This window comes from Streptomyces sp. DSM 116793 (assembly GCF_057320905.1).
This window is the reverse complement of record NZ_CM170494.1, coordinates 5,976,365-6,001,696: the sequence shown is the minus strand read 5'-3', so window position 1 is coordinate 6,001,696 and position 25,332 is coordinate 5,976,365. Positions and strand designations below refer to the sequence as shown.

Genomic DNA, 25,332 nt, shown 5'->3' with positions numbered 1-25,332 from the left:
GCCGGTGTCAGGAAGCTGTCAGGAAGCGATAGCCGTCCCGTGGTCCCGCGGCCGAGGAACCCGCCGGCCGGGGGAGGCCCATCCGTGGTGTTCCTACACTCGTCGCCATGTGCGCACATGTCCTGGTCGCGGAGGACGACCCGAAGCAGGCCGAGCTCGTCCGCCGCTACCTGGAGAACGAAGGTCACCGGGTGACCGTCGTGCACGACGGCCGGACCGCGCTGGAACAGTCCCGGCACCTGCGGCCCGACCTGCTGGTGCTCGACGTGATGATGCCCCGTGTCGACGGCCTGGACGTGTGCCGTGTGGTGCGGGCGGACCCAGCGCTGTCCGCGCTGCCCGTGCTCATGCTCACCGCCCGCTCCACCGAGGACGACCTGCTGCTCGGGCTGGACCTGGGCGCCGACGACTACATCACCAAGCCGTACAGCCCGCGGGAGTTGATGGCCCGGGTCCGCACCCTCCTGCGCAGGACGGGCACCGCCACGGCACCGCCGCCCGACCCGGTGCTGCGCGTCGGCGGGCTGTGCGTGGACCCGGTGCGGCACGAGGTGACCATCGACGGCCGCCCGGTGCCGTGCACGCCGGGCGAGTTCGGCCTGCTCGCACTGCTGGCGGCCGAACCGGACCGGGTGTTCGCCCGCGCGCAGATCATCGAGCACCTGCACGGCGTCGATCACTACTTCACCCTCCGGACGGTCGACGTCCACGTCATGAACCTGCGCCGCAAGATCGAACCCGAGCCCAACCGGCCGCGCCTGCTGGTGACGGTGTACGGCGTCGGCTACAAGCTGGTCTCCCGCGGGGCGGTGCGCGATGAGGCGTGACGTCCCGCTGCGGCGCAGCCTGCTGCTGAAGCTGCTCGCGCTGTCCGCCCTGGTCTCGGCCTGCTCGATCGCGGCGACAGCCTGGCTGACCGCACACGTCACGACCGTCGCCATCCGCCAGGCGCAGGGCCAGACGCTGGCCGACGACGCGCACATCTATGACGCACTCCTCGGCTACGCCGCCACACACCACGACTGGCGGGGCGCCACGGCGACCCTGCGTGGGCTGGCCCGCAGCACCGGCCACCGCATCACGCTCACCGACCCGAGCCGCCACACGCTGGTGGACTCCGGCGCCGGGGGGACCCACGCCCCGCTGCCCGCGCAGGCGTCCGCGACGGTCAACCCGCTCTCCGTGGACGGCACGCTGGCCGCTCGCACCGGCACGGCCGACGGCATGCACACCGGTGGAGAACCGGCTACCAGCGTGGCTGCGCCGCCCGCACCCTGCTCCCCCAGCGGCCGCTGCCTGCCGGACCCGCGGCCGCCCTCGTCGGCTGCCGCCGCGCCCGGCGCGGACCGGGTGGTGCCGGCCGCGCCCAGCACCATCGACTCCCGCGCCGTCGGGCCGTTCCTGCTGCCCGCCGCCGAGCGGGCCGACCTGCGGAGCGTGGCGCAGCGCATCGCCGCATGCCTGCACGATCAACTGAACGTGAACGTGCGAGTCGACACCACGCCGTCGGGCCGACCCGTGCTCAGTCCCACGCAGAGCGGGCTCTATCTGCCGACCACGTGCCCGACCACGGCCCTGGACCACCCCACGCACACCGAGGCCCGTGCCCTGGCCAAGCTCGGCGGTCTCGTCAACGCCTGCCTGAACCGGCGCGACGCACCGCCCGTCCGGCTGAACCTGGACTACAGCTGGACGCAGAGCGCCCGGCACACCGCGGAGGGCGACCACCTGGTGGCCGACTGCATCGACAGCGCCCGCAGCGAGCAACTCGCGCCCTACATCGCGCCGCCCGCTCTGCTGTTCGTCAGCAGCCCACAGCGGGCGCCCGTCGCCTTCCTCGACCTGTCACCGGGCAATTTGCTGCGGATCGCCGAGGTGACCGGCCTCGTCATGTTGGTCACGCTCACCGTCACCGCGCTCGCCGGCACGCGCATGGTCCGCCCGCTGCGGGCGCTGACCGGCGCGGCCCGGCGGATGACCGACGGCGATCTGGCCGCCCGGGTCAAGGTCGCGGCGAACGACGAGATCGGCGAGGTCGCCGCCGCGTTCAACATCATGGCGGAGCGCCGCGAGCAGTCCGAGGGGCTGCGCAAGGCGATGGTCAGCGACGTCGCGCACGAACTGCGCACACCACTGAGCAACATCCGCGGCTGGTTGGAGGCCGCCGAGGACGGCCTGGCCGTGCCCGACGGCGCGTTCCTGACGTCGCTGCTGGACGAGGCGGTGCTGCTGCAGCACGTCATCGACGACCTCCGGGACCTGTCGGCAGCCGACGCGGGCGAGCTGCGGCTGCACCCGCGTCCGGTGGACCTGGCCGAGTTGCTCGGGCAGGTCGCCACCGCGCACCGGAGCACGGCGGAGGCGGCGGGAGTGACCCTGCTCACCGCAGTCGACGACCGGCCGCCCGTGACGGCCGACCCCGTGCGACTGCGGCAGGCCGTCGGCAACCTCGTGTCCAACGCCGTCCGGCACACCCCCGCGGGCGGCAGCGTGACCGTCACCGGGCGGGTCGGCGACGGCCACGCGGTGATCGAGGTCGCCGACACCGGTAGCGGGATCAGCGCCGAGGACCTGCCACGGATCTTCGACCGGTTCTGGCGCGTGGAGAAGTCCCGCAACCGGCAGACCGGAGGCAGCGGACTGGGGCTCTCCATCGTCCGCAAGCTCGCCGAAGCCCACGGAGGGACGATCACGGCGACCAGCACACCGGGCGAGGGATCGGTGTTCACCCTCACCGTCCCGGCACAGTCGTGACCCGCGGGGGCCCGTCGCGCGGCTCCACCCCCGCGTACCACATCGGGCAGCCCGGCAGCACCGTCGTCGGCGGGCTGTCCGCTCGGTGCCGGAACTGTGACTGGCCGCCCGCCCGCTGCACGAGAGGTCGACGAAGTCGCCGCATGCTTGCGGCGGGGCCCGAGGTGCCTCTGCCTTTTTATCGCTCACCGATTCCCCATCGACGAGGCTCCGGAAGCGTTTCATGCAGCGGCATATCGTGTGTCCGGCTCCATGGGGTCGTGATTGAGCCCACTGGTGCACGTTGACGACGGCAGATCCCGAACTCTGGAGGGCAGGTAATATGACCGCCGAACAATTGCCTCAAACCGACTACGTGCCGCTTTTGCGAACCGACTTCACTGACGACGAGGCCTGGCAGGCGTTGGTAAACGAGATCGTCGACGAGTGGGTGACAGTGCTGGCCGACCCCGGTCACCGGGGCCTGTCCGTTCCGGAGCTGTTGGGGCTGGTCCCGGACGGCAGCCGCTATCCGGCGCTCCTCGTTGCCGACGATGTGACGTTTTCCTCCGCCGAGCGTTCGCTGCTGCTGATCGACGTCAACGAGGATCCTGGACGGGTGTTCCGGGTGGTGCCCGACGCAGTGCAGTCCGCCATCGGCAACCTGTCCATCCAGAACCAGACCTTCGACGACTATCTCGCTTCCCTGGACGACACGGGCACTTACCGGATTCCCGACAGGCACCGCCAGGCACGGGCCGCACTGCGGGGCTTCAATCAGCCGGGAACGGAGACCTATTGATCTGAGTCGGAGATTCGTCGGCAGTAGGCGGCCACTTTGTCGTGGATCTCGTCGGCGGTCTTCGTCCAGACGAACGGGCGTGGATGCTCCTTCCAGTCGGCGAGCCGGTTTCGGATGTCGCGTTCGAGGGCCTGGACGGAGCGGTGGACGCCGCGCTCGGCTTCTCTTGTGTCAGCTCGGCGAACCACCTCTCCACCAGGGTCAGCCAGGACGCGCTCGTCGGCGTGCCAGCACTCGAAGGCTCGGCAGAAATCGAACAGTTCATGACTTCACGCAGCACGGGCCCCTGCCGAGACTTCAGCAGGGGCCCACGGTATGGACGGTTACGGAGGGCCGGGACCCGTCCTCGATGAGTGGTATGCCGCCGACATCAGCTACCGTCTGCGCCCGGTCCGACGGCCCGGCCTCACTTCAAGTGCCGTGTGAAGAACTGGGCCGCGGCGTCCCCCGCGAACTGCGGGACGCCGGTGTGACCGCCCATATTGGCGTGCAGAGACTTCTCCTTGGAACCGAAGGCGTCGAACAGGTCCAGGGCCGCCTGCCGGTCGTTGCCTTCATCGTCCCACTGCAGCAGGACATACAGCGGAATAGTGACCTGCCGGGCCTCGTCGAACATGACGCGAGGCACAAGACTCCCCGCGAACAGACCGGCGGCCACGATGCGCGGCTCGACCACCGCCAGCCGGATACCGATAGAGATCACTCCCCCCGCGTACCCGACCGGACCGCCGATCTCCGGCAGCGACAGGAAGGCGTCCAGCGCGGCCTGCCACTCCGGGACCGCCTTGTCGACCAGCGGGAGGATGAGGGCGTCGACAGTCTCGTCGCTGACCGGCTCGCCGGCCTGCATCGCCCGGCGCAGGTCGGCGCGGGCCTGGTCGAGGGCGGGACAACTGGGCCGGTCGCCGCTTCCGGGGAGCTCGATGGTGGCCGTGGCGATTCCCTCCGCCGCGGAGTGCCGGGCCCGGGCCACCAGTCGCGGGTACATCGTGCGCAACCCGAGCGTGGGGTGGCCGAGCAGGATCAGCGGCACTGGTGCGGAAGCGGTTGCGGCTTCGGGCGTCCACAGGATGCCGGGAATCTCACCGAGGGTGAATTCGCGTTCGAGGACGCCGTCGTCGCGGCGTTGCTCGGAAGTGACATGCATGGTCGTGCCTTTCGGGAGTGCACGGAACGGCGCTCCCGGGCGACCTGTCTATCGCCCGACCGTGACCCCGGAGGGGAGCACCCATGTCAATACTGTGTTCACGGGTACCACCTCCTCGCTCTCTCGCACGGCCTCCGGAAATGTAGCAGTGGTCGACCCTCGTCCGCCCAACGGTGCGGCCACGCGCGCAGCAGCGGCTCGGCGCCGGCCAGCACCGTGTACGGAGCCCGGGCGGGCATCGGGTCGCGGTCGAACCGCCGGTGGCTGCGGCGGGCCAGCGCGATGTCGACGGCCGCCCGGCTGTCGAGCACGCCGGCCAGAGGCGCGGCACGGACGGGCAGGTCGGCGACCCGAGCGGCATGGGTGGCCTCGGCGGCGCGGAACGGCGCCTGCGGGCGGCCCCCGCCGTGGCGGTGCCACAGGCCGGCCTCGGCCGGGGCCGGGGCGAGCAGCCCGGGCCGAGCATCGCGTCGACCAGCTCCCTCGGAAAGCCGCGCTCCTCCAGATCGGTGGGGATCAGCGGGGTGAGAGCGGCGGCCAGGCGGGCGGCCTCCGCCCGGGTCCGCACGGTCCCGCCCCCGAATGGGCCGAGCAGGACCTGCGGCACACGCTGCACGGTGGTCTCGGTCATCGCTGGAGCACTCCCATCGCCAGAACGGGCATGGCGTCGGCGTCCAGGCCGGTGGCCTCGGCCAGAAGCGGGTGGCGCTGGCTGGCGGGGTGCTGCAGGGTGGGCGCGTGGCATCTCGTTATTCGCAGTGGCGGTCGGCAGCGCTGCTGAGACGTTGGGTGGCATGCGTGTGGGTCCGGGAGAACGTGGAGGGCCCTGCCCACAGCCAGCTCATCGTCCCGGATGGTTGCATCGATCTGATCTGGCGGGAGGGGCAGGTCGAGATCGTGGGCCCGGACCGCGGCCCGCGCAGTGTGCCGGTACGTGGCGGCGCGGGCATCGCCGGGGTGCGGTTCCGGCCCGGAAGCGCGGGACTGCTGCTGGGGCGTGTCCCCGCCCAGGAGGTCTGCGACCTGCAGCTACCGCTGGAGGAGCTCTTCCCCGTCCTGGCCCGGCCGCTGACGGAGCGGTTGGCCCGGGCGGGCAACCCGCGCGCGGCCGCCGCGGTCCTGGTTGCCTTCGCAGCGTCGCTGCTGCAGGGCTACGCGCCGGATCCTTTGGTGGAGCGCGCGGTGGCGCGGCTTGGCCGTCCCGCGCCGGTCTCACTGCCGGTTCTGGCAGCCGAGCTGGGGCTGTCGCAGCGGCACCTGCGCCGCCGGGTGACCGACGCGGTGGGGTACGGACCCAAAACCCTGCACGGAGTGCTGCGCTTCCAACGGGCGCTGACCTGGGCCCGATCCCGATCAGGGGGAGTCGGGCTCGCCGAGATCGCACTGCGCGCCGGCTACGCCGACCAGGCACACTTCACCCGCGAGGTGCGCCGCCTGGCGGGCTCACCGCCGACGCTCCTCCTCGGACAGAGCCGGACGTCTCAGTCGGATTCCTGGTCATAGGCGCGCAGAGTGAGCAGGGCGGCGAGCGTGACGCCGGGGCGGGCCTCCGCCTCGGTGGTGGCGGACCATTTCGCCCAGCGGATCGGCCACCCGCCGTCCTCCTGCTGCTGGGAGGCCAAGTGCTCCAAACTGCGGGTCATCTCTGTGTCGGTGAACCACGCGCGGGCCAGGCTGCCCGGGGAGGGGGCGAAGTCGTGCGGCAGGTGGTACTCGCCGGTGGCGTAGCCCGGCGCGAGGTTGGCCTGCTCGGGGTGGGCGGGATCGAGGAGCACGATGCGCTGCTCGCGGACCAGTTCGCCCAGGCGCTCGGCCTGCTGGCGCGCCCACGACCGGTCCGGTGCAGCGTCGAGGAAGGCGATGGCGGCCTCGGCCTCGTAGGGATGGGTCTGCTGCAGGTCCTCGATGGCGTGGCGGCAGAAGTCGGTGGCCGCTTTCAGCCAGGGGTGGTCGATCCCGCCTCGCAGCAGCGGGCCCGCGATCTGCCCGGTCGCCAGCAGCTCGCCGGTCGGCTCGTCGGCGATCGGGAGCCAGGGCGGTCGCGGGTAGGGGCGCAGGGTGGGCAGCACTGCCGGCACGCCGCCGTCCGAAGCGGTGACCTGGGCCAGCCAGTCGCAAAGCCGCCGGGCTCGGGCACCGTGCAGGGAGGCGGTCTCCTCCAGCACCCACAGAGCAGCGGGCACGGAGATGGGTTGAGCTGCTGGCCCGCGCACGTCAGGTTCGAGGCCGAAGGCGTACCCGCCGTCCGCGGTGCCGTAGGCGTCCAAAGCCGCGAGGACGCCCGCCGGGTCGGCCGCTTCGCCGAAGAGGAAGGCGAACCGTCGCTGTTCCAGTACTCGACCCGAGGTCCACAAGAAGCGGCCGGCCCGTTCGAGCATGCCGTCGTTCACCCATGTCATGGGGTCAACGGTAGGCGAGGGCTCCGCTGGCGGTCTTGAACGAAACGGCCACGCTGGACCGCGTGCTCGGTCTCGACGCCGGGGGTGTACCACAGGCCGATGGCGACGGCCTCGGCCTGGCAGCGGCGCCACCGGCGATCCGCCTGCTCCAGGCCAGAGCGCAGAACCGCTTGTCGCTGCGGGACCGCCCATCTCCTCCCACCAGGCCGGTCAGGGTGGCGGCGTGCTGCCGCAGCCACACCTCGGCGGCCACCACCAGGTGCAGGGCGCCCTGGGCGGTCGGCTGCCCGGCCGCGGCCCGGGCCAGTGCGTCGGCGACCGGCTGCTCGGTGACCAGCCCGAGTGCCGCCAACTGCGACGACGGCCCCAGCAGGTTCTTGAGGACCGGCGCGTTGTCGCGCAGGCCCGGGTTCTTGAGGACCGGCGCGTTGTCGCGCAAGCCCGCGTACGTGAGGGCGTTGAACCCGCCCTTCGTCGTACGGGCCAGCACGAAGCCGGGCAGCACCCGGCTGCCGGTGAACGCCGCGTCCAGCAGCGGCTTGTAGGCGCCGGGGGCGCCGCGCTCGTCGGCGGGAACGGCGAAGCAGGCCCGGATCACCTCGTTGTCCAGGAACGGGGCGGCCAGCTCGATGCCGTGCCCGGCGAGCGCGAGCGCCCGCCACCCGGCGCTGTCCGCGCCGACCCGCGCCAGGTCCTGCCGGTCGGACCACTCGGCCAGCCGGGACGGCGCGTCGGTGAGCGCGCCGGCAGCCTCGCCCAGGGCGGAGGCGAGCATCAGCCGGGCGCCGTGGGTCATCCAGTCCGCCGAGGCCAGCAGCGGCGTCCAGGCGAGCGGGCGCTGGGCGTAGGGAATCCAGTCCCGCTCGGGCCCGCGCAATTCGGCGGCCGTCTGCCGCCAGGCCCCGGCCAGGTCGATCCGGGAGGCCGGGAGGGCACGGGCAGCGCGGCGAGCGAGGACGCGGCGGTCGACCACCACGTGCCGGCCGCATCGCTCCGGTAGTACACCGGGTGCTGCCCGGCGAATCCCCGATCACCGCCAGGGTCTCGCCGCTGCGGGCGACGACGAGGTACGAGCCGGGTCAGCGCCCGCCAGCCCTTCGCCCGTACGACCGGCAGCGCATACCGGAGCTGGGCGTCGTCGGCGCCGCACTCGCCGATCACCGTCAGGCGGTGTCGTCGTCTTCGGCGATACCGGTATGTGCCGTGGTTAGCGCGAGGGGAATGGAGCTAGGTACTGGTCCCAGTCATCCGCCGCCTGGTGCAGGCCGCTGGGGGTGGCCTTGATCTCGATGACGTATGTGTCCAAGCGCTCATCGCCTTCCCGCCAGGGTGGCGCTGCTTCGTGTGCGAGATGGACGCGCACCATGTCACAGCTGGTGTGGCTGAAGGACAGACAGGGCTCCAGGAAGTGGAGGTCCGGCTGGGTGCTGTGGGGTGCTGCTCCGGCGACGGCGCGCAGCCATGGTGGGATCGTGCGTGCTTCCTCGACGAGGAGGCACGGGTCGGCGAAGGACCAGTTGCCGTCGGGCGTGGCCACTTCACCGCCGATGACCAGCCAGTTGTCGTCGAAGTGGTCGCCGCTGGCTGTGGGGAACTCGTATCGCAGCGGACGCAGCTTGATGCGATGTGCATCGTCAGCGAGTAGCACCGCTATCACGCACCTTTCACGCACCTTTGGTTGGACGTCGGTCAGCCTGCGGTGAAGGTGAATGCCTGGTCGGAGGTGCCGGTGCATGCGGTCTGGATGGCTTCGGCGCCGTCTGTGATCGGGGGGAGGAATCCCACGCACAGGTTGCTGTGGACCGGCCGGAGGCGGAAGCCGCCGTGGGAGGGTTCCAGGCGGAAGGCCTGGCTGGCGTCGCCTGTGCAGTCTCTGGGGGCGATGAGGGTGCCGGGTGAGGGTGAGGCGTCGTCGACGGCCAGGCAGCCGAGGCCCTTGTCCGGGTCGGGGTCGTACCACTGGATGCGGTAGGTCTGCCCGCTCACCTTTTCCATGGAAACACGGGGCATGGGGGCGTTGGCGCAGGAGGTCTGGACGGCGATGGGGCGGTCGGTGCGGCCGTTGCGTTCGCGGCCCTCGGTCAGGCACCGGGAGGGGGCGGAGACGGGGTGGATGTGGGTCGGTCCGGCGGCCGGCGGCCGGGTCGAGGCGTTCTTGGGCGTGGGGGTGGTGCTGGGGGTGGTCTGCTGGTGTCCGGCCGGGGAGTCCGGGGCCTCGTCGGTCGCCGAACGGCTGCTGCTGGGGGAGGCGCCGGGCTGCTTGGACGGTGTGCTGGGTGGGATGGCTTTGGGTGGAGTGTTACTGGGCGAGGCGCCGTGGGACGGGCTGTCCGCGCGGTCGTCGGAGTCGTCGCCGAATGGCCACAGGGCCAGGGCGAGTACTGCGAAGACGATGCTGGCGATGGTCGCCACCCGTGGTACCTGCCGGCGCCAGTTCCAGGGGGGGTGGGGGGCTGGCGGTGTCGTCGTCGGGGCCGGGGCCCGATCCGGCGGCCGGGCCGGCGGCCGGGTCTTCTTGGTCGTCGGCGGCTTCGTTGCGGCCCTGCGGTGCCTGCTGTGGTGTGTCGTCGTCCTCCATGGCAGCGGTATGCGGGGCGCTCGGGAGGGCGATTGTGGGTGCCCGGTCGGCGGATATGGCCAGGCGTCGGCGGGCGTCGACCCAGGCGGACACCGTGGCGTCGTTACCGCCGCAGGCCCCGTACGTAGGCGACCAGGAGCTCCTCGCGAGGCAGCTCGTCACGGCTGAGGGCGGCAGAAAGCGTCGCGCGCGGCAGGACGTCGCCGGCGGTGGAGGCGTTGCGTTCCAGTTGCCGGTAGCTCAGGTCCGCCCAGTGACGTAACCGGCGCATCAGTTCCACGAACTCCGCCGGATTGTGTGCCGCTGCCGGATCGGGCCCCTGCCCCATGACCGCCCCCTTGTCTGGTGAGTACCAGGGGAGCTTAAGGGCAGCTGATCCCTGGATCAGGGCCGTTTTCCAGCGTTGTCCGGCGGAGTGGGGTATCGGGGTGCCGGGGACCGCCTGGGGGCACGTCATGTGCAACCATCCTTTCAGGGGGTTCATGGGTGTATGTGGCGGTAGGCGACGACAACCCCGGGGGGTGGGAGGGGGGCGGTGGTGACCACGGTGCCGGGCCGCGGGGCATGGATGACCTGTCCCCCACCGATGTACAGGGCGACGTGGCCGCCGCCGTAGGCGAGGACGAGGTCACCGGGCACCAGGCGGGAGCGAGTGGTGGCGGTGCCGGCGTGGATCTGGTCCCACGTGGTGCGCGGCAGCTTCACCCCGGCCGCCTGCCAGGCGCGCAGCACCAGGCCGGAGCAGTCGAAGCCGCGCGGTCCGGTGCCGCCCCAGACGTAGGGCTTGCCGAGCTGCGCCTTGGCATAGGCGATGACGGCGTTCGGGGCCCTGGTGGTGGGCTTGGCACTCGGCCGCTCGCCGGCCTTCACGCTCGGCGTGTGCGAAGTCGTCTTCGGGGTGGTCTTCGGCTGCCGTGTAGAGCTGGGAGAGTCCGCCGTGGCGGGCACGCGCAGCGTGTGCCCGGCGTAGATCAGCGTCGAGGACCCCAGGTCGTTGAGGCGCTGCAGGTCCTTCACGGTGGTGCCGTGCGTGCGGGCCAGCTCCCAGAGCGTGTCACCGGGCCGCAGAGCGACCCTCTTGGTGCTCGCGGGCTGGGCTTCCACCGTGCCCGGCTTGGTGGACTCCGCAGGCCTCGCAGGGGTCGCCGGCTGGGCGGGCGTCGCCGGCTTCGCCGGCGCGGGCTCGGATCCGGAAGGGTGCTGCGGCTGGAGCGTGACCGCTGGACGGTCCGGCGACGACGATGCCGGGCCGTGCACGCCCAGCAGCGCTCCCGCCAGCAGCGAGAGCACGAACGCCACGACCAGTCCCGCAACGGCCCACAGCCACGTCCCGCTGCGGGAGTCGTCCCGCGCGCTGAAGGGCCTGGGTCTGCGGTGAGCCGCCGGCACGTGCCGACGTGTCTGCTTCCTCTTCTGCTCCGCCATCTGCCGCGGCGCCTGGAGCAGGGTCTGCTGTGCCATCTCAACCTCCCTTGACGGGCCGGGATTTCGCGGCCTGCAAGGAGGCTGTTTCGCCTCGTCGGTGTCTCGCTAGATCTTCAGGCGTTCGGGACAGTCCAGGACGCTCCGCGCTGCGCCACGCCCCGGTGAGAGAACGGCGTCCCGCCCTCGGACACCGCCTGTGACCAGCACAGACAAGGCGGGACTGTCCAGGCCGCCGTAACCCGTTGCCGGGCCGCCAGCCGCTGGGCAACGCTCTTTCCACCGCCCCGCACCGCCGGGTGGCGCCCCCGTCGAAGGCGCCGCCGGCCGTGCGCCGGGCCCGCCCTGCCGCTCACCGGTGTCGACGACCGCAGGCAGACGCGAACCCCAGCCGAGGACGACCCACACGGTCCCGCCCGGCTGCCCACGACCCACTCACTCATCTCCCGCACAGGAGGAAACAACATGCGCATGACCCGTACCCGGCGGACCCGCACCCTGGTGGTCGCGGCCCTCGCCGGCAACGTGCTCGCCGGCGGCATCACCGCCGGCGCCATCAACCCCTTCCACGACGGGGCCCGCACCGCCCAGTCGGCCGACACGGTCACCAACGCGTCGGCAGCCCAAGACGCCCCCAGCTGTGTGATCGACCGGGAAATACGCAACGTCAGGTTCGTCAAGACACTCAAGGCGTGGCCCAACAAGCCCGGGTACGTGATCGCCGGATGGGGACCCGGACAGATGAGGATCGACTACAAGGTGGAGACCGCCAACAAGGTCAGCGCCACGCTCGGCGTGCCTATAGCGAAGATCAACGCCGCGGTCGGCTTCGACGTCACCCAGACCATCGGCAAGACCTTCTCGTACACGGCCAATCTGGCGAAGCACGCGCACTACCAGCTGCGCGCGGGCGAGGTCTACAAGCAGTACCAGTTCGACGTCTACGAGAAGCGCGGCCGTTACCACTTCATCAACCCGACCGCTGCCTTCTGCGCCCCGGATCCCAAGCCCTGGGTGAAGGCGGGCACCGCCACCGCAACCAAGTTCTGGACGACCGACCACCGGCTGACCAAGGGCCGACTCGCTGACTGGTCAGACGAGAAAGGGCCGCTCCGCGCCCCGGAGCGGCCCTTACCGGTACGTCACCGAGCACCGCCAAGTCACCGCGCACGCCATCCGAGGCATGATCAACGACGTCCTTACCGGCGCAGGCCTCACCGGTCCGGACGGCGAGCCGCTCCGGCTCCAGCCGCACGACTTTCGCAGGATGTTCGTCACGGACGTGGTCTCCAACGGGCTTCCGCCCCACATCGCCCAGGTCATCTGCGGACACCGCGACATCAACACCACCATGGGATACAAGGCGATCTATCCGCAGGAAGCCGTGGAAGCGCACCGGGCCTTCATCACCCGGCGCCGGGCGAGCCGCCCCAGCGAGGAATACCGTACCCCCACCGACGAGGAATGGGAGGAGTTCCTCGGCCACTTCGAACGCCGCAAGGTCTCGATCGGAACCTGCGGACGGGCCTTCGGCACACACCCTGCATCCACGAACACGCCTGCGTCCGCTGTTCCATGCTGCGGCCCGACCCGGTCCAAAGACCCCGCCTCGTCGAGATCATCGACAACCTCAATGCACGCATCGCGGAAGCCGAACGCGAGGGCTGGCTCGGCGAAGTCGAAGGGCTTCAGGTCAGCCTCGCCGGCGCGGAAGCCAAACTCCCCCAGATCGACCAGCCAACTACCGTCTCCCTCGGCATGCCCGACCTCAGCCGCATCACCGGACGCACCGTCACCATTTCTCGCACCCGGCCCGGAGAGCCCTCAGCAAGTTAGTTCAGAGAATCCGAGACCCTGATCACCTGGGCCGCCATCACCCTCATGACCAGACGCCTTGCCCGGAAAGGGGCCACCCCCAGCTGGCCGAGGAAACCGGCACTGGCCGACGTAGGCGCGCTGCCCGTCCATGGACCAGGCCGGGCTCCAGGCCAAGCCGGCCATCGCTGACCGTGTGCTCTGCCCGCTTGTCACCCCGAAGCTCGCCGTCATGGCTGACCAACGCCACCCGGCACCCGTGCGCATCGTCTGAACCCCGGCCAGATCACACCATCTGTCGCAACAGCCACCTGCCCATGCGGGTCACTGCGCCGTGAAGGCGTATAGGGGCACCGGGACAGTCGTAATCAGCCAGCAGCCCCTGCCGTGTACGTAGTACATGTGACACTCCCTCCGGCTGCGGCCGTGAGCAACAGCATCTACAACTAATGACTGGGCCCGTGTCGGCCCCAAGGCGAGCAACCGAAGCCATTCCTGCTGATAAAGCAAGTAATTTGACGTATGACGCTTCTATCGGCTCTAGGGCAGAGTGAGATACATCCTCCGAGGAAATAGGGATGACCTCTTGGGCGCAACCACCCTTGTTGCCCGCCCAGGAGAACATCGGGAGGAACATGCCCCACAATCGGCTGATCGTTCCTTAGTGCCCGAAAGTGCCCCGTCCTTCCGAAAGAGACCACGGCGGCGTATCGGGTATCCCCCCGACGCTTTGCTGTCGTTCGCTATCCGCCCCTCACTGCATCCCCTAGTTTCGCGCGCCCCTGACGATGTCGCTTCTGCATTGAGATCGATGCCTGAGCGACGCAAAGAGGGCCACGCGACATTAGCGGGCGTGAGGCTGAGTAGCCATGGACCGAACACTGTCCCTAATGCCTCTGACCTCTGACCTCTGACCTCTGACCGGAAGAGACCAAGGTAATGAAACTGATGAGGATTCGTACTCTCCTGCACGCTGGCGCTGCTGTAGCAGTGCTGATGGGTGGAGCAATCGCCACGACTGGTAGTGCCAGTGCACAGACTGCGGGTGTGGGCGATAGCTTCGAAGCGCTCAATACAAGCAATGGCCGGGCTTGCGACATTGAGCCTGGGGACTCCGATGGCGATGGCAGGGCTGACTACGCCATTGTCCAGGGCGAGCGAGCGCCTGAGATAAGGGAGGACTGCGACGAACTCCTCGATGAGACTGACGCCGTTCTCGAGAACGACCCCAACGAGTTTGTCCGCGCCAACATTACGGTCGTGGACGAAAACACCAACGCGACCACGACTTTCACGAGCATGACGCCATCGGGGAGTTTCTGGATCGGACGGCTCAAGGACGAGCTCTAAGCTCGATCTTGCATGAGGTCCCGTCACCAAGATGACGGGCTGGGAGCTCCCTATGCGGGTAGATCACCCCCGCATAGGGAGCGTCTAGAGTTGGAAAGCCAGAAAGCTCGCTGATGCCGACCACTTATCCTCATGGCCACGGCAGACCGGAACCTGCATGGTGCCTGTCGATGGTGGCAAGGTGGCCGTTCCGGTTCCAGTCGCTCGTAGGCCCGTGCCCGCCCGGCAGTTTCGGTGGCCACCACGGACTGGGAGTGGCCACCGTCCAGGACTCGGACGCCACGCCAGCGTAGAACCCAAGGCTCCTCAGATGCGGGGATTACCGGTGAGCTCGCGTATTCAACTGTCGCCAGTTCCTCGTGGAGCCAGCCTGCTGGTGACTGTGCGTGATTTCGTGGGCGTATCGGCTCCAGGTTCCACATGCCTCGGTGACTAGGAGACTGGCGGCCTCGGGGTGATAGTGAGGCCATGCACGGACGGCCCCTCTATGGGAAGCCTCTCGCCTGGGAAGAGGAGTTCAATTAAGGGAACGGTCCGCCGCCAGCATGGGCCGAAGGTCACGATCGCCGAGAACAGCCCCATGCCAGCGATAACAGCCCCGGCCGCAGTCCCCACAGCTTCGTAGAGGGTCGTGCAGGACAAGGTTCGAGAGCAGTACTTTCCTCCGTCGCATTCATCGATGACGTGCCTCTGTTCACCCTTCTTCCCCATGTTGGCGATCCGGTATCCGTATCGCACCTATCCACCAGTAAATCCATCCTCTTCCACCTTTTCCTGAATTCCCCCTGAGTTCGGTGCCGTACCGAGTCGGGGACCTTCTTGCCGCCGAGGAGTCCGGCGCGGACGAGGTGGTAGGTGTCTCCGGCGTGGAGGCGGGAGCAGGCGGGGCAGACGCTGGCCGTCGGTCGCGGCAGCGGATCAGGAGGCGTTCCCCGGGTTCGTTGCGGGTGTCCGCAAGTGGGTCAGGATCTCGCGGTTGTGTCGTCCATGGTGGTGGAGCCGGAAAGGTAGACGGGGTGGGAGCAGGCGCCGGTAGCGGTGATCTGTTCCAACAGGCGGGGGAACGTGGCGGCCAGGATGACGTCGGCGTCCAGCGGCTCCACAGCGGGCCCGGACGGCCTTCCGTGCGGCAGTCGCAGGCGAAAGCCACTCCGCCTGAAGCGGTAAGGCCGGTGTGGTGGAGGCGACTGGAGCCGCCTGCATCACACCGGCCCTACGTACCGGGAGGTTTCCGTCATTCGTCGATCAGGGACCTCACGTCTCTCAGAGCGTATTCACCGTAGTCGAACGCCGTCGCCAACTCCGGCAGCAGGGCGTACTGCTCGCTGGTGATCGTGAAATAGTTCGATGACGGTGACGCGCTCGGCAACGCACACAGCAGGAGCCGGAAGGCGAGGTAGGCCGGTGTGCCGGAGGGGAGACCTCCGACGCACCGGCCGTCAGGTGGGCGCTGGTGTGCGTCAGCCAGTTGGTGACTCGGCTTCCACGAGCGCAGTCACCAGGCCGTTCGCCAGTGCGAGTATGTTCTCCCGGAAAAATCCGAACTTGTCGTAGAAGTCCTGCTCTGAGAGAAACAAGCTGTGCACAGAGAGCAGCGCGGCATGGAGGATATGCAGTTCGTCGACCGAGTACACGTTCTCCTCGGCGTCGCCGAGACGCTCGCGCAACCTCTCCAGCCGTGCCGGATCGGCACCGGCCCAGATACGCACCGACGCCTGTCCCTCTCGCCGGCTCGCGATCCACAACAGTGCCGCTTTCAGCAGGTCGCTCTGGGCACCGACGAATCTCAGCACGAAGGCGTCGTCACTGTGCCGGCGCACAGACGGTCTCCCTCTCACCGTTCAGCTCCCGTCGGCCGGGTTGTCAAGCACATACCTGCCTTCCTGCACGCCCTTCTCGAAGGCGTCCTGGCTGACCTGGTAGGCGTGTACGTCCACTGTCGTTTCCACCACCAGTACCTCACGGGCGCGATCGTAGGCGATCCGGGAGCCCGTCCTAGTAGTGCTTGGTCAGGTCGGTATCGGTTGTGGCATGTCGCGGTGACAGGTGGGGCAGGCGCCGGTCCAGACCGCGAGGAGTAGCTGCAGTTCGCGGGCGATCTTGTAGAGGCTCAGGCCGGCGCCGTCCCTTTTGGGGACCGGGTGATGCGCTGGAGGGTGCGGAAGGCGTGCGCGACGGAGACGAGGGTGACGTGGTGGTGCCAGCCTCTCCAGGTGCGGCCCTCGAAGTGGGTCGGGCCCAGGACCTGCCTCATCTCGCGGTAGTCGTGCTCGATGCGCCAGCGCAGTTTCGCGGTGCGCGCGAGGGTGGCCAGCGGGGTGTCGGCGGGCAGGTTGGACAGCCAGAACTGCACGGGTTCGGGCTCGGTGGCGGGCCATTCGGCCAGCAGCCAGCGCACGGGCAGTTCGGGTCCGTCGGTGTTCTTGCGGATCTCGCGTCCGGCGGGCCTGATGCGCAGGGCCACGAACCGCGAGTACATCCGCTTCAAGCCGCTGCGGCCACTGCCCGGGCGGGAGCCTTCCCGCCACTGCACCGGCTTCGCGGCCCGCTTGCCGGCCTCGATGACCAGCTTCTTCACGGCCTGGGCCGGCTCGGGGTAAACGGGCTGCGGCCAAGGCCCGCGACCGCCGTAGGGCGGGATGTGGGACCTGGCTTCCTCCGGCTGTGCAGTGGTCGTGGTGGAGATGCCCACCACATAGTCAAGGCCGCGTTCCTCCAGCCCGAGGCGGAAGGCTGCGGCATCGCCGTAGCCGCCGTCGGCGACGACGAGCGGGACCTCGATGCCCCACGACCTCGTCTCGTCGATCATGTCCAGGGCAAGCTGCCACTTCTCGACATGGCCGACCTCTTCGGGGAGGCCGCACTTCGCGCGGCGGGCCACCTTGGCCGGATCGGCCTTCGGCGAGGCGGGGTCCCAGCTCTCGGGCAGGAACAGGCGCCAGTCGACGGCCGCCGACGCTGCGTCGGAGGCCAGATGCAGCAACACCCCGGCCTGGCAGTTGGTGACCTTGCCCGCAGCGCCGGTGTACTGCCGGGCCACGCAGGCCGAGGCGTCCCCGTCCTTGAGGAAGCCGGTGTCATCGATGATCAGAGCCGTCGGTTTGATCACCTGCTGCATCCGCCAGGCGAGGCGGGCCCGCACATGCGCCGCCTCCCACGGGCTGGTGGTGATGAAGTGGGCCAGAGCCTGCCGGTTGCCGTCCTCACCCAGCCGGGCGGCCATCGGCTCCACCGACTTACGCCGCCCGTCCAGCAGCAGCCCCCGCAGACAGACCTCGCCCCACCGGCGCTGATCCACCCGCGCGAACGGCTCGAACATCTCCGCCGCGAAGTCCTCCAGATCACACCGGACCGCAGCCAACTCCCCATCCAGCACACCCGATCAACGACACACTCGATCAAACGGACACGCCACCGGCGAATGCACCTGACCAAGCACTACTAGAAGTCGCGTCATGGCACGTCCGTCCCCCTACCCTGCTGAGCTTCGTAGCCACAGGTGCGCACCGCACGCTCACAACCGGCAGGCGCACCCTCCTCGCCACCTAGATCCGCGCTGCACTCGCCGTGGAGCCCCCGCGGTTCAGCGGCCACCCAATCCGCGTCTTACGTGCCCGCCTAGGCAGCCGCGTGGTCGCCGTGGGTGCGGCGTGGCGGGCACGGCGGAACGCCGGGCGTGAGCCCGGTGTGGCTGGCCCCGTACGGAGTCTCGATGCGGTCGGGGTCTCGTCGGCCCACCGGCGGCCGGCCGATGCGGGGCGCGGGCACGCCGTCGTGGGCGCCAGTGGTGCCCATGGCCGACGGCGTCCGGCTGAGTGGCATGCCGGGTGCCTCAGAGGGCGCCGAGGCGGACCTGCTGGACCTGCATGGACGGGGGAAGCAGGTCGGCCCCCGAGACGGCCACCCCCTCCGGCAGCCGGATCACCCGCAGCGACAACATCCTGGCGAGCTGGCGGATCTCGATGTGCGGGAGAGACGTCTCAATGGTGAGCGAGCCGAGCCGGGGGAAGCGGCTCAGCCAGCCCCAGTTCTCGCCCATGTCCGCCTCGACCCAGAGGTGGGTCAGGGACTCCTTGTGGCACCACTGGACGAACTCGTCGGCCGTCAGCTCCCCCGCGACCTTGATGCGCGCCCGGCCTCCGAAGCTGTGCAGCAGTTGTAGCTCGCGGATGTTCGAGACCGGGAAGTAGAGCTCCTGCTCGTCCAGGTACGCGATGACTTCCTTCCCGTAGGTGTCCGTGTCGAAGCGGTTCCAGGCCCGCGCGAGCTCGGAGCGAACCCGCAGGTCCGGATGACTCCGGTACCGGGTGAGCACGGGGATCGCGGCGTCGGTCGCTATGCGAGCCGCGGTGAGCACCGTGAAGTATCCCTCGTCCGCGGCCAGCTGCGCGCCGGTCGGGTCCGCCTCGTCCGCGTCGGCTCCGTCCGCGTCGTTCTGTGCCATGTCGGACCGGGCTGTGCCCGTCCGGGGCTCGGGGGGCGGCCCGTCCGCTCGGTCCTCCGGCATCCCCTGGCCGACGGGTGCCTTCCGCGGGCCCGGCAGCAGGTCGAGCACCACCGGTCCCACGTCGATCAGGGCCCGCGCCTGGTCGGCGGTGCGGGGCGGAATCAGGGCGGCGGTGCGCCGCTGCACCTCCAGCCGCACCTCGGGGTCCAACTCGGTGGCATGCTCCAGGCACGCCGCCGCCAGCAAGCGCAGGCGGTTCATGTCGTGCCGGGACACGTCCTCGCGCCTGGTGAGACCGGTGAGCAGCCGACTGCGTTCCATCGGCCGGGCATGGGCGACGGCCATCCTGATGACGTCTTCCCACTGGTCCAGGTGGGCGTTGGCGACGAGGAAGTCGAAGTCGAGCCCCTCCACCGCCGCCTTCGCCCCCAGGTAGTCCTGGAACGTCCGGTGGATGAAGTCCATCGTTCCGGGGCTCGGCTCGCGCAACAGGCCGCTACGCACCAGGATGTGCCGGTAGATCTCTTCCGGGGTGCCCTGCTCGGCGACCTGCGGCATGGCGGGAAGGGCCTGCCGCAGTATCTCCATCGCATCGGCGCGGTCCATCTCGGAGCGACCGTTGCGGATCATCCAGTAGGCCAGCTTCTGGACCAGCTGGATGTGGTGGGCCTCGCTGATGTGGATCGTGCCATTCTTGTAGACGCCCCGCTCCCGGTCCCGGCGGAACAGCAGCATGGAGAGCGCCGCGTCGTAGATCTCCTTGCGGCCCTCGGGAAGGTATCCGTGCCGGTCCTGATGGAGCGCACAGAGCAGGGCGCACATCAGAGGGTTGGTGGCCAGCCTGCCCAGGTCGTGCCGAGTGCGGACGGCCCGGATCAGCTCATGGGCGTACTGGTCACTGATGCCCGCCGCATCGTGCCAGCGGATGACGAACTCGGCGACATTGTCCCTCGTCATGGGCGCGAGGTCGAGTTCCGCGAAGTCGTCGGCAATCAGCCAGTGCTCCCGAACGGCCGACGGCCTGGAGGTCACGAGCCAGCGGTTCTTCGGATACATGCCGATGAGCTCGCGGAGCCAGCAGCGGACAGCGTCGCGGTCCGTCTCCGGGATCTCGTCGATGCCGTCGACCAGCAGCAGCCCCCGGCCCGAGCGCAGCACCCTGTCGAACCAGCCCAGCGGCTGGAGGCCCGCGATCGGGCAGTCGACAGCGGAGAGAAAGCCGTCCGGTGTGGGCAGCGCGGCGCCGCCCCTGGTGAGCGTGCGCAGCGGAAGCACGAACGGCACGAGCCCGTACAGGTAGAGCAAGCGCTCGTCGAGGTGCCTCTGGGCGGTGGAGACCGCCAGCCACTGCACCAGGGTCGTTTTCCCCGATCCGGCCACGCCCCTCAGCAGCACCCGGCCGCGCCCGGAGAGCACCTGGTCCGCCGGCAACAGCGCGGGCACCGCTCCCACGGCACCGGCCTCGCCCACCGCATCCAGGCTGAGGTAGGCCGCGTTCAGCCGCCAGGTCTCCCGCGCCCCCGACAGATCCAGGCCGAAGATACTCAGCCGGCCGTGCTTGGCCGCGATGTACTCGGCGTACCGGTCTTCGAAGGGGCCGTCGGCCGGAGAGGGCTCGCGGGCGATCAACGCGTCGATCTTGGCCGCCAGCACCTCCAGGTTCCTGCTCTGCTCGACCAGCGTGCGCGGCACAAAGGTGGAGCGCTGGGTGAAGAAGTTCAGGATGTGGAGGCAGGCGGTGTTCATTACGCTCGCGTGCAGCTCCACCGCGTCGCTGGACAGACCCAGCGTGGCGGTCGGATTCTCGTGCCTGAGGTGACGGGACAGCTCCAGGTGACCGAGTTGCACGGCCTGGACGTCGTTCATGGTGAGCGTGCCCATGGAGCGCAGGGAGTCCGCAACGGCATTGGCGACAGCACGCTTCTCGAAGGACGGCAGCAGGTCGTCGACGCCGGTCGACTGCGCGGCCCGGCGTACCAGTTCCTCCGAGATCTTGTGCAGGTCCGCGTCATCGAGGGTCCGCTTCTCACCGCGGAAGGACACCAGCTTGGAGATGCGCACGGGACGATCGACGAGGCCGGCACCGTCGCCGTCCCGGATGAAAAGCTTCTTGATGAGCGGGCTCACCACGCTCGATGCGAGGCGCGCACCTATGGCGGCGGTTTCCACGTGCGTTCTCCGAGTCACGGGCCACGGTCGGTGCCCTGGGCCAAGGACGCGGCAGGGCTGGAACGAGCAGCCGTCGTCTGCTCAACGGCGCCATACTAAAAGCAAGTTCGCGGCCGCCGGGCAACTTCGGGACATTCTCGGGATAGGGCGGATCGGGGGGAACAAGTAAATAGGGAATGCCTGTGGTGCACGGAGCGAGTCACACGGCCGCCGGCGCACGGCGCGGCCCGGCGTGCTCCACCCTTCCGCGGGAATCCGCACCTGCCCCGGCAGAGCGAACCGATACCTGCCATGGAATTGAGCCCCCTCGCCGGGAGCAACCACTGGAAGTCTGTGGTCACCAGCTCGCTCCCGGCCTAACAGTGACGAGCCGCGATCGCCCCTCATCCCGCGCCGCTACCGCTCCCGGCAGTCGGTTGCGACGTCTCCGTTGCAACCCCTGCCCGTCATCCATCGGAAGTGACACCACCGGCGCCCCACCCGGCCTGACGCCGACGACGGCCCTGCAACAGCCGTTCACAACGGAGCCGCAACCCCACCCACGCCCAACTAGCTGATGGGCCCGTCAATACCATCCAGCACCGATCCAGCAGGGGTGCGGATTACCAGGGATGACGACAGATGACGAGACGTCAGGATATCCAGCACGGATCCAGCAACGGATACGGCGACGGGGCCGACCCCGAAGGGAACCGACCCCGCCTGACCTGCGCGTTTGCTAAATCGCTACGCCGATGCTGCGGCGCCCGCTAAACGTTGAAGCGGAACTCCACCACGTCCCCGTCCTGCATGACGTACTCCTTGCCCTCCATGCGGGCCTTGCCCGCCGCGCGGGAGTCGGCGACGGAGCCGGCCTCGATCAGGTCGTCGTAGGAGATGACCTCGGCCTTGATGAAGCCCTTCTGGAAGTCGGTGTGGATGACGCCGGCGGCCTCGGGGGCGGTGGCGCCTTTCTTGATGGTCCAGGCGCGGGCCTCCTTGGGGCCCGCGGTCAGGTACGTCTGCAGGCCCAGCGTGTCGAAGCCGACGCGGGCCAGGGTCGCCAGGCCCGGCTCCTCCTGGCCGACGGACTGCAGGAGCTCCAGCGCCTCGTCCGCGTCCAGCTCGGCGAGGTCCGCCTCCAGCTTGGCGTCCAGGAAGATCGCCTCGGCGGGGGCGACCAGGGCGCGCTGCTCCTCCTTGAAGGCCTCGTCGGCCAGCTCGTCCTCGTCGACGTTGAAGACGTAGAGGAACGGCTTGGTGGTGAGCAGGTGGAGGTCGTGCAGCGGCTCCGCGGCCTCGGTGCCCTGGGCGATGCCGGCCGCGAAGAGGGTGCGGCCGCCGTCCAGGATGTCCTTCGCGGACTCCACCGCCTTCAGCTTCGGCTGGAGGTCCTTCTTGACCCGCGCCTCCTTCTGCAGCCGCGGCAGCACCTTCTCGATGGTCTGCAGGTCGGCGAGGATCAGCTCGGTGTTGATCGTCTCGATATCACTCTTGGGCGAGATCTTGCCGTCCACATGGACGACGTTCTCATCCTTGAACGCGCGGATGACCTGGCAGATCGCGTCCGACTCCCGGATGTTCGCCAGGAACTTGTTGCCGAGGCCCTCGCCCTCGCTGGCGCCCCGCACGATCCCCGCGATGTCGACGAAGTTCACGGTGGCCGGAAGGACCCGCTGGGAGGAGAACATCTCGGCCAGCTTCTCGAGCCGCGGGTCGGGCACGCCCACCACGCCGACGTTGGGCTCGATCGTGGCGAACGGGTAGTTGGCCGCGAGCACGTCGTTCTTGGTCAGGGCGTTGAACAGGGTCGACTTGCCGACATTGGGCAGACCGACGATTCCGATCGTGAGCGACACGTTGCGACTTCCCGGATGTCTGGGCTGGGCTTGGCTGGCTGAGCTGGGTCAGCGGGTGGAGCGTGGCGGGTGCGGGTTGGGGATGCGGGTGCGGGTTGCGGGCGGATCGGGCCCGGGATGGTGCGGGCCGATCCACCAGTCTACGGCGTTCCGCGAGCGCTCTGTCCGGCGGCGGTGTCGTACCCGGGCGCGCCCCGGCCGCGCCCCGGCCGCGCCTCCGCCGCGCCCGGCTGCGGCCCGCGGCGGAGACTTCCCGGCGTCGTTCCTTGCTACGTCCTCGCTCCCTGCTACGTCCTCGTTCCCTGCTGGTCCTCTTTTCCAGCCACGTCCTCGTTCCCTGCCACGTCCTCGTTCCCTGCGACGGCGTCGCGGGCTCCGCGGGCGCCCGTCCGACCCGCGGCGTATCGAACGGCCGGTGAAGCTCGGCCAAAGTGCGTGTCCAAAGACCTGCTCGGCACATGATCGGACCTAGGTTGGTGCATGTGGACCACCCCAGGACGCGTCCCCCACAGTCACGACCGCGCCGGACCACGCCACTGCCGCCGCAAGGCGGGCCGCGCGGCTCTGCGGTGCGCCCCGCCCCGGACCGCTCGCGCCGCCCCGCCCCGCCGCCCTCCCGTACCGTCGCGTTCGGCCTGGCGCGCGCCGGTGCGCTGCTGCTCCGCTCCGTGCCCCGTCTGGTGCGGGCCGTCCCTCGCCTGGTACGCGCGCTGCGGCACGCCCCCAATCCCCGGCTGACCGGACTCGGCAGCGGCCTGTTCTGCGCCGGGACGATGTTCCTGCTCGCCTGTCTGGATCTGGTGCTCCTGGGCGGGTCACCGGTGGTCTACGGAGTGTTGTTCCTGCCGGTCAGTGCCCTGACGGCGCTCTGGGTGCGCCGCGCCGACCTGCTGACCGCGCCGGTCGCCGTGCCCATCGGCTTCGCACTCGGGGCGCTGCCGATCTCCGGCGGCGCGGACGACGGCGTCGGCGGCCGGCTGATGGGGCTGTTCACGGCGCTGGCGATGTACGCGGTCTGGCTGTACGGGGGCACCCTGATCGCGAGCGTGATCACGACCGTCCGCAAGGTCCGGCTGATGCGGCTCGCGAGCCGGCGGGCCGAGGACCGGCGGCGCAGGGCGGCGGCAGCGGGCTCCGCGGCGCCCGGCGAGCGGCGCGGGACGACGCCGCGTACGGCCGGCGGGCGGGTCACCGGGAGCCGTGGGGGCGGTGGCGGCAGCGGTAGCGGCGGTACTGGCGGGGCCCGCGGTGTCGGCGACGCGGGCGGGGTCCGTGGTGCCGGCGGCACCGGGAGTGCGCGGGGTACCGGCGGTGCGAGCGGTACCGGCGATGTGAGCCGTGCCGGAGGCACGGGCGAACGGATGCCCAAGGGCCAACGGGGGCCCAAGAGCCGGCTGCGCCCGCCGCGGCCGGGCGAGGGGCCGCCCCGGCCCCGGCGAAGGCCCGCCTGAGCGGCGGAGCGGGCCGGGGGCCGGGGGCCGGGGGCCGGGGGCCCGGAGGCCCGGAGGCCGCCGACCGTCGCGCACGCCCCGGGGCGACGGCCGCCGGGCACGTGGCGCACGGGGTGCCTCGGGCGACGGCCCGGGGACGGCGGTCCCGCGCACCCAACCGTCGAGGGCACGAGGGGGCCGTCACCGCCTAAGGGTCGGCGGCCCCGAACGCACATCGCCGCGCACGCCGAAGCACATCGCCGCGCACGCCGGAGCGCCAACCCGTGAGCCGGCGCCCTTATGCCTCCTTCGCCGCATGCATGGCCGCCCCCACGATCCCCGCGTTGTTCTGCAGGCGTGCCGGGACCAGTTCGGCCTTGATGCCCTTGATGAGCGGCAGGAACTTGTGCGCCTTGCGGCTGACGCCGCCACCGATGATGAAGAGCGACGGGGAGAACAGCATCTCGACGTGGGCCAGGTACTTCTGCACCCGCTTCGCCCACTGCTCCCAGCTCATGTCGTGGTCGTCCTTGACCTTCGTCGACGCGTGCTTCTCGGCGTCGTGCCCGTGCAGTTCCAGGTGGCCGAGTTCCGTGTTCGGCACGAGACGGCCGTCGATGAAGAGCGCGCTGCCGATGCCGGTGCCGAAGGTGAGGACGAAGACGGTGCCGCCGCGGCCACGGCCCGCGCCGAACTGCATCTCGGCGACGCCCGCCGCGTCCGCGTCGTTGATCACGGTGACGGGGTGGCCGCCCATGCGCTCGCTGATCATGGCGCGGGCGTCCACGTCGATCCAGGACTTGTCCACATTGGCGGCCGTCCGCACCGTCGCGCCCTCGGTGACCACACCGGGGAACGTGATGCCGACCGGGCCCTGCCAGTTGAAGTGGTCCACCACCTCGGCGACCCCGTCGGCCACCTTGTCCGGCGTCGCCGGATGCGGCGTCAGCACCTTGTAGCGCTCGTCCGCGAGGTCGCCGCGGCCCAGGTCCACAGGGGCGCCTTTGATGCCGGTTCCGCCGATGTCCACACCGAAGATCTGCATATTCCCACGGTACGGCGACCACGGCCCGGCACGCGCGCGTAATCGCACGTAGGCGGTGGTCCCCAGGGGCGACCCCGCGCCCTTCTGCGGCGCCTCCACGGCTTACGGGCGCCCGGGAAGGGCGCGGGGAACCGCGCGACCGGCCCATGACGATGGC

21 protein-coding genes and 2 pseudogenes are annotated in these 25,332 nt (G+C 69.9%); 8 read left to right on the top strand and 15 right to left on the bottom strand.

Annotation, left to right across the window (positions count from 1 at the left end; all coding sequences use genetic code 11):
• Positions 1-107: 107 nt before the first annotated feature.
• From ACSMXW_RS23630 to ACSMXW_RS23620, 3 genes are all read left to right on the top strand, one after another.
• Positions 108-827, top strand: coding sequence for a response regulator transcription factor (locus ACSMXW_RS23630; protein WP_485799157.1), 720 nt, complete (start codon positions 108-110; stop codon positions 825-827).
• A complete protein-coding gene (locus ACSMXW_RS23625) occupies positions 817-2,754 on the top strand; it encodes a sensor histidine kinase (protein WP_485799155.1) in 1,938 nt (645 codons plus the stop codon). Before ACSMXW_RS23630 ends, ACSMXW_RS23625 begins: the two co-directional genes overlap by 11 nt.
• A gap of 322 nt (positions 2,755-3,076) precedes the next feature.
• Positions 3,077-3,535, top strand: coding sequence for a DUF6924 domain-containing protein (locus ACSMXW_RS23620; protein ID WP_485799153.1), 459 nt, complete (start codon positions 3,077-3,079; stop codon positions 3,533-3,535).
• Here ACSMXW_RS23620 and ACSMXW_RS23615 read toward each other — a convergent pair.
• Together ACSMXW_RS23615 and ACSMXW_RS23610 are read right to left on the bottom strand one after the other, a co-directional pair.
• Positions 3,529-3,761, bottom strand: a pseudogene (locus ACSMXW_RS23615) (IS630 family transposase); the annotation flags it as partial. The gene ACSMXW_RS23620 and the pseudogene ACSMXW_RS23615 overlap by 7 nt on opposite strands.
• A gap of 180 nt (positions 3,762-3,941) precedes the next feature.
• Positions 3,942-4,682 carry an alpha/beta hydrolase gene (locus ACSMXW_RS23610; protein WP_485799151.1) on the bottom strand — a complete coding sequence of 247 codons (741 nt, stop codon included), beginning with the start codon at positions 4,680-4,682 and terminating at the stop codon, positions 3,942-3,944.
• Between the two features lie 738 nt (positions 4,683-5,420).
• On the opposite strand from ACSMXW_RS23610, the gene ACSMXW_RS23605 reads away from it, so the two are divergent.
• Entirely contained in the window at positions 5,421-6,185 is a 765-nt protein-coding gene (locus ACSMXW_RS23605) for an AraC family transcriptional regulator (protein ID WP_485799150.1), read from the top strand.
• Here the strand turns inward: ACSMXW_RS23605 and ACSMXW_RS23600 are convergent.
• From ACSMXW_RS23600 to ACSMXW_RS23575, 6 genes are all read right to left on the bottom strand, one after another.
• Complete coding sequence (locus ACSMXW_RS23600) at positions 6,164-7,081, bottom strand: hypothetical protein (RefSeq protein WP_485799148.1); 918 nt, start codon at positions 7,079-7,081, stop codon at positions 6,164-6,166. The genes ACSMXW_RS23605 and ACSMXW_RS23600 overlap by 22 nt on opposite strands.
• 4 nt (positions 7,082-7,085) lie before the next feature.
• A complete protein-coding gene (locus ACSMXW_RS23595; protein WP_485799146.1) occupies positions 7,086-8,057 on the bottom strand; it encodes an asparagine synthase-related protein in 972 nt (323 codons plus the stop codon).
• Positions 8,058-8,288: 231 nt separating this feature from the next.
• The gene (locus ACSMXW_RS23590) at positions 8,289-8,729 is read right to left on the bottom strand and encodes a WapI family immunity protein (RefSeq protein WP_485799144.1); all 441 of its coding nucleotides are present in this window, start codon (positions 8,727-8,729) and stop codon (positions 8,289-8,291) included.
• A gap of 41 nt (positions 8,730-8,770) precedes the next feature.
• Positions 8,771-9,493, bottom strand: coding sequence for an RICIN domain-containing protein (locus ACSMXW_RS23585; protein ID WP_485799142.1), 723 nt, complete (start codon positions 9,491-9,493; stop codon positions 8,771-8,773).
• A 269-nt stretch (positions 9,494-9,762) separates the two neighbouring features.
• The gene (locus tag ACSMXW_RS23580) at positions 9,763-9,987 is read right to left on the bottom strand and encodes a hypothetical protein (RefSeq protein ID WP_485799140.1); all 225 of its coding nucleotides are present in this window, start codon (positions 9,985-9,987) and stop codon (positions 9,763-9,765) included.
• A gap of 152 nt (positions 9,988-10,139) precedes the next feature.
• Entirely contained in the window at positions 10,140-11,120 is a 981-nt protein-coding gene (locus tag ACSMXW_RS23575; RefSeq protein ID WP_485799138.1) for an NlpC/P60 family protein, read from the bottom strand.
• 1,144 nt (positions 11,121-12,264) lie between these two features.
• On the opposite strand from ACSMXW_RS23575, the gene ACSMXW_RS23570 reads away from it, so the two are divergent.
• From ACSMXW_RS23570 to ACSMXW_RS23560, 3 genes and pseudogenes are all read left to right on the top strand, one after another.
• Entirely contained in the window at positions 12,265-12,939 is a 675-nt protein-coding gene (locus tag ACSMXW_RS23570) for a site-specific integrase (RefSeq protein WP_485799136.1), read from the top strand.
• Positions 12,921-13,028: pseudogene (locus ACSMXW_RS23565) on the top strand (IS5-like element IS4811 family transposase); the annotation flags it as partial. The gene ACSMXW_RS23570 and the pseudogene ACSMXW_RS23565, both read left to right, overlap by 19 nt.
• Positions 13,029-13,844: 816 nt before the next feature.
• A complete protein-coding gene (locus ACSMXW_RS23560) occupies positions 13,845-14,246 on the top strand; it encodes a ubiquitin-like protein Pup (RefSeq protein WP_485799134.1) in 402 nt (133 codons plus the stop codon).
• A gap of 557 nt (positions 14,247-14,803) precedes the next feature.
• Here the strand turns inward: ACSMXW_RS23560 and ACSMXW_RS23555 are convergent.
• From ACSMXW_RS23555 to ychF, 6 genes are all read right to left on the bottom strand, one after another.
• Positions 14,804-15,160: a replication initiator gene (locus ACSMXW_RS23555; protein ID WP_485808252.1), complete on the bottom strand. Its 357-nt coding sequence runs from the start codon at positions 15,158-15,160 to the stop codon at positions 14,804-14,806.
• Positions 15,161-15,208: 48 nt separating this feature from the next.
• On the bottom strand, positions 15,209-15,349 hold the full coding sequence (locus tag ACSMXW_RS23550; RefSeq protein ID WP_485799133.1) for a hypothetical protein: 141 nt from the start codon (positions 15,347-15,349) through the stop codon (positions 15,209-15,211).
• Positions 15,350-15,706: 357 nt separating this feature from the next.
• Positions 15,707-16,039, bottom strand: coding sequence for a hypothetical protein (locus tag ACSMXW_RS23545; protein ID WP_485799131.1), 333 nt, complete (start codon positions 16,037-16,039; stop codon positions 15,707-15,709).
• Between the two features lie 317 nt (positions 16,040-16,356).
• Entirely contained in the window at positions 16,357-17,565 is a 1,209-nt protein-coding gene (locus ACSMXW_RS23540) for an IS701 family transposase (protein WP_485808251.1), read from the bottom strand.
• A gap of 513 nt (positions 17,566-18,078) precedes the next feature.
• On the bottom strand, positions 18,079-20,862 hold the full coding sequence (locus ACSMXW_RS23535) for an NACHT domain-containing protein (RefSeq protein ID WP_485799130.1): 2,784 nt from the start codon (positions 20,860-20,862) through the stop codon (positions 18,079-18,081).
• Positions 20,863-21,611: 749 nt separating this feature from the next.
• The gene (gene ychF / locus ACSMXW_RS23530; protein WP_485799129.1) at positions 21,612-22,700 is read right to left on the bottom strand and encodes a redox-regulated ATPase YchF; all 1,089 of its coding nucleotides are present in this window, start codon (positions 22,698-22,700) and stop codon (positions 21,612-21,614) included.
• 569 nt (positions 22,701-23,269) lie between these two features.
• Here ychF and ACSMXW_RS23525 point away from each other — a divergent pair.
• Positions 23,270-24,151 carry a DUF6542 domain-containing protein gene (locus tag ACSMXW_RS23525; RefSeq protein WP_485799128.1) on the top strand — a complete coding sequence of 294 codons (882 nt, stop codon included), beginning with the start codon at positions 23,270-23,272 and terminating at the stop codon, positions 24,149-24,151.
• A 277-nt stretch (positions 24,152-24,428) separates the two neighbouring features.
• Here ACSMXW_RS23525 and ppgK read toward each other — a convergent pair whose 3' ends face one another.
• A complete protein-coding gene (gene ppgK / locus ACSMXW_RS23520; RefSeq protein WP_485799127.1) occupies positions 24,429-25,175 on the bottom strand; it encodes a polyphosphate--glucose phosphotransferase in 747 nt (248 codons plus the stop codon).
• Between the last annotated feature and the right edge of the window lie 157 nt (positions 25,176-25,332).

What these genes read in the sequence shown, in the direction of transcription:
- ACSMXW_RS23630 (WP_485799157.1), top strand. Translation starts at nt 108, where the DNA reads ATGTGCGCACATGTCCTGGTCGCGGAGGACGACCCGAAGCAGGCCGAG.
- ACSMXW_RS23625 (WP_485799155.1), top strand. Translation starts at nt 817, where the DNA reads ATGAGGCGTGACGTCCCGCTGCGGCGCAGCCTGCTGCTGAAGCTGCTC.
- ACSMXW_RS23620 (WP_485799153.1), top strand. Translation starts at nt 3,077, where the DNA reads ATGACCGCCGAACAATTGCCTCAAACCGACTACGTGCCGCTTTTGCGA.
- ACSMXW_RS23610 (WP_485799151.1), bottom strand. Translation starts at nt 4,682, where the DNA reads ATGCATGTCACTTCCGAGCAACGCCGCGACGACGGCGTCCTCGAACGC.
- ACSMXW_RS23600 (WP_485799148.1), bottom strand. Translation starts at nt 7,081, where the DNA reads ATGACATGGGTGAACGACGGCATGCTCGAACGGGCCGGCCGCTTCTTG.
- ACSMXW_RS23580 (WP_485799140.1), bottom strand. Translation starts at nt 9,987, where the DNA reads ATGGGGCAGGGGCCCGATCCGGCAGCGGCACACAATCCGGCGGAGTTC.
- ACSMXW_RS23575 (WP_485799138.1), bottom strand. Translation starts at nt 11,120, where the DNA reads ATGGCACAGCAGACCCTGCTCCAGGCGCCGCGGCAGATGGCGGAGCAG.
- ACSMXW_RS23570 (WP_485799136.1), top strand. Translation starts at nt 12,265, where the DNA reads ATGATCAACGACGTCCTTACCGGCGCAGGCCTCACCGGTCCGGACGGC.
- ACSMXW_RS23560 (WP_485799134.1), top strand. Translation starts at nt 13,845, where the DNA reads ATGAGGATTCGTACTCTCCTGCACGCTGGCGCTGCTGTAGCAGTGCTG.
- ACSMXW_RS23540 (WP_485808251.1), bottom strand. Translation starts at nt 17,565, where the DNA reads ATGTTCGAGCCGTTCGCGCGGGTGGATCAGCGCCGGTGGGGCGAGGTC.
- ppgK (WP_485799127.1), bottom strand. Translation starts at nt 25,175, where the DNA reads ATGCAGATCTTCGGTGTGGACATCGGCGGAACCGGCATCAAAGGCGCC.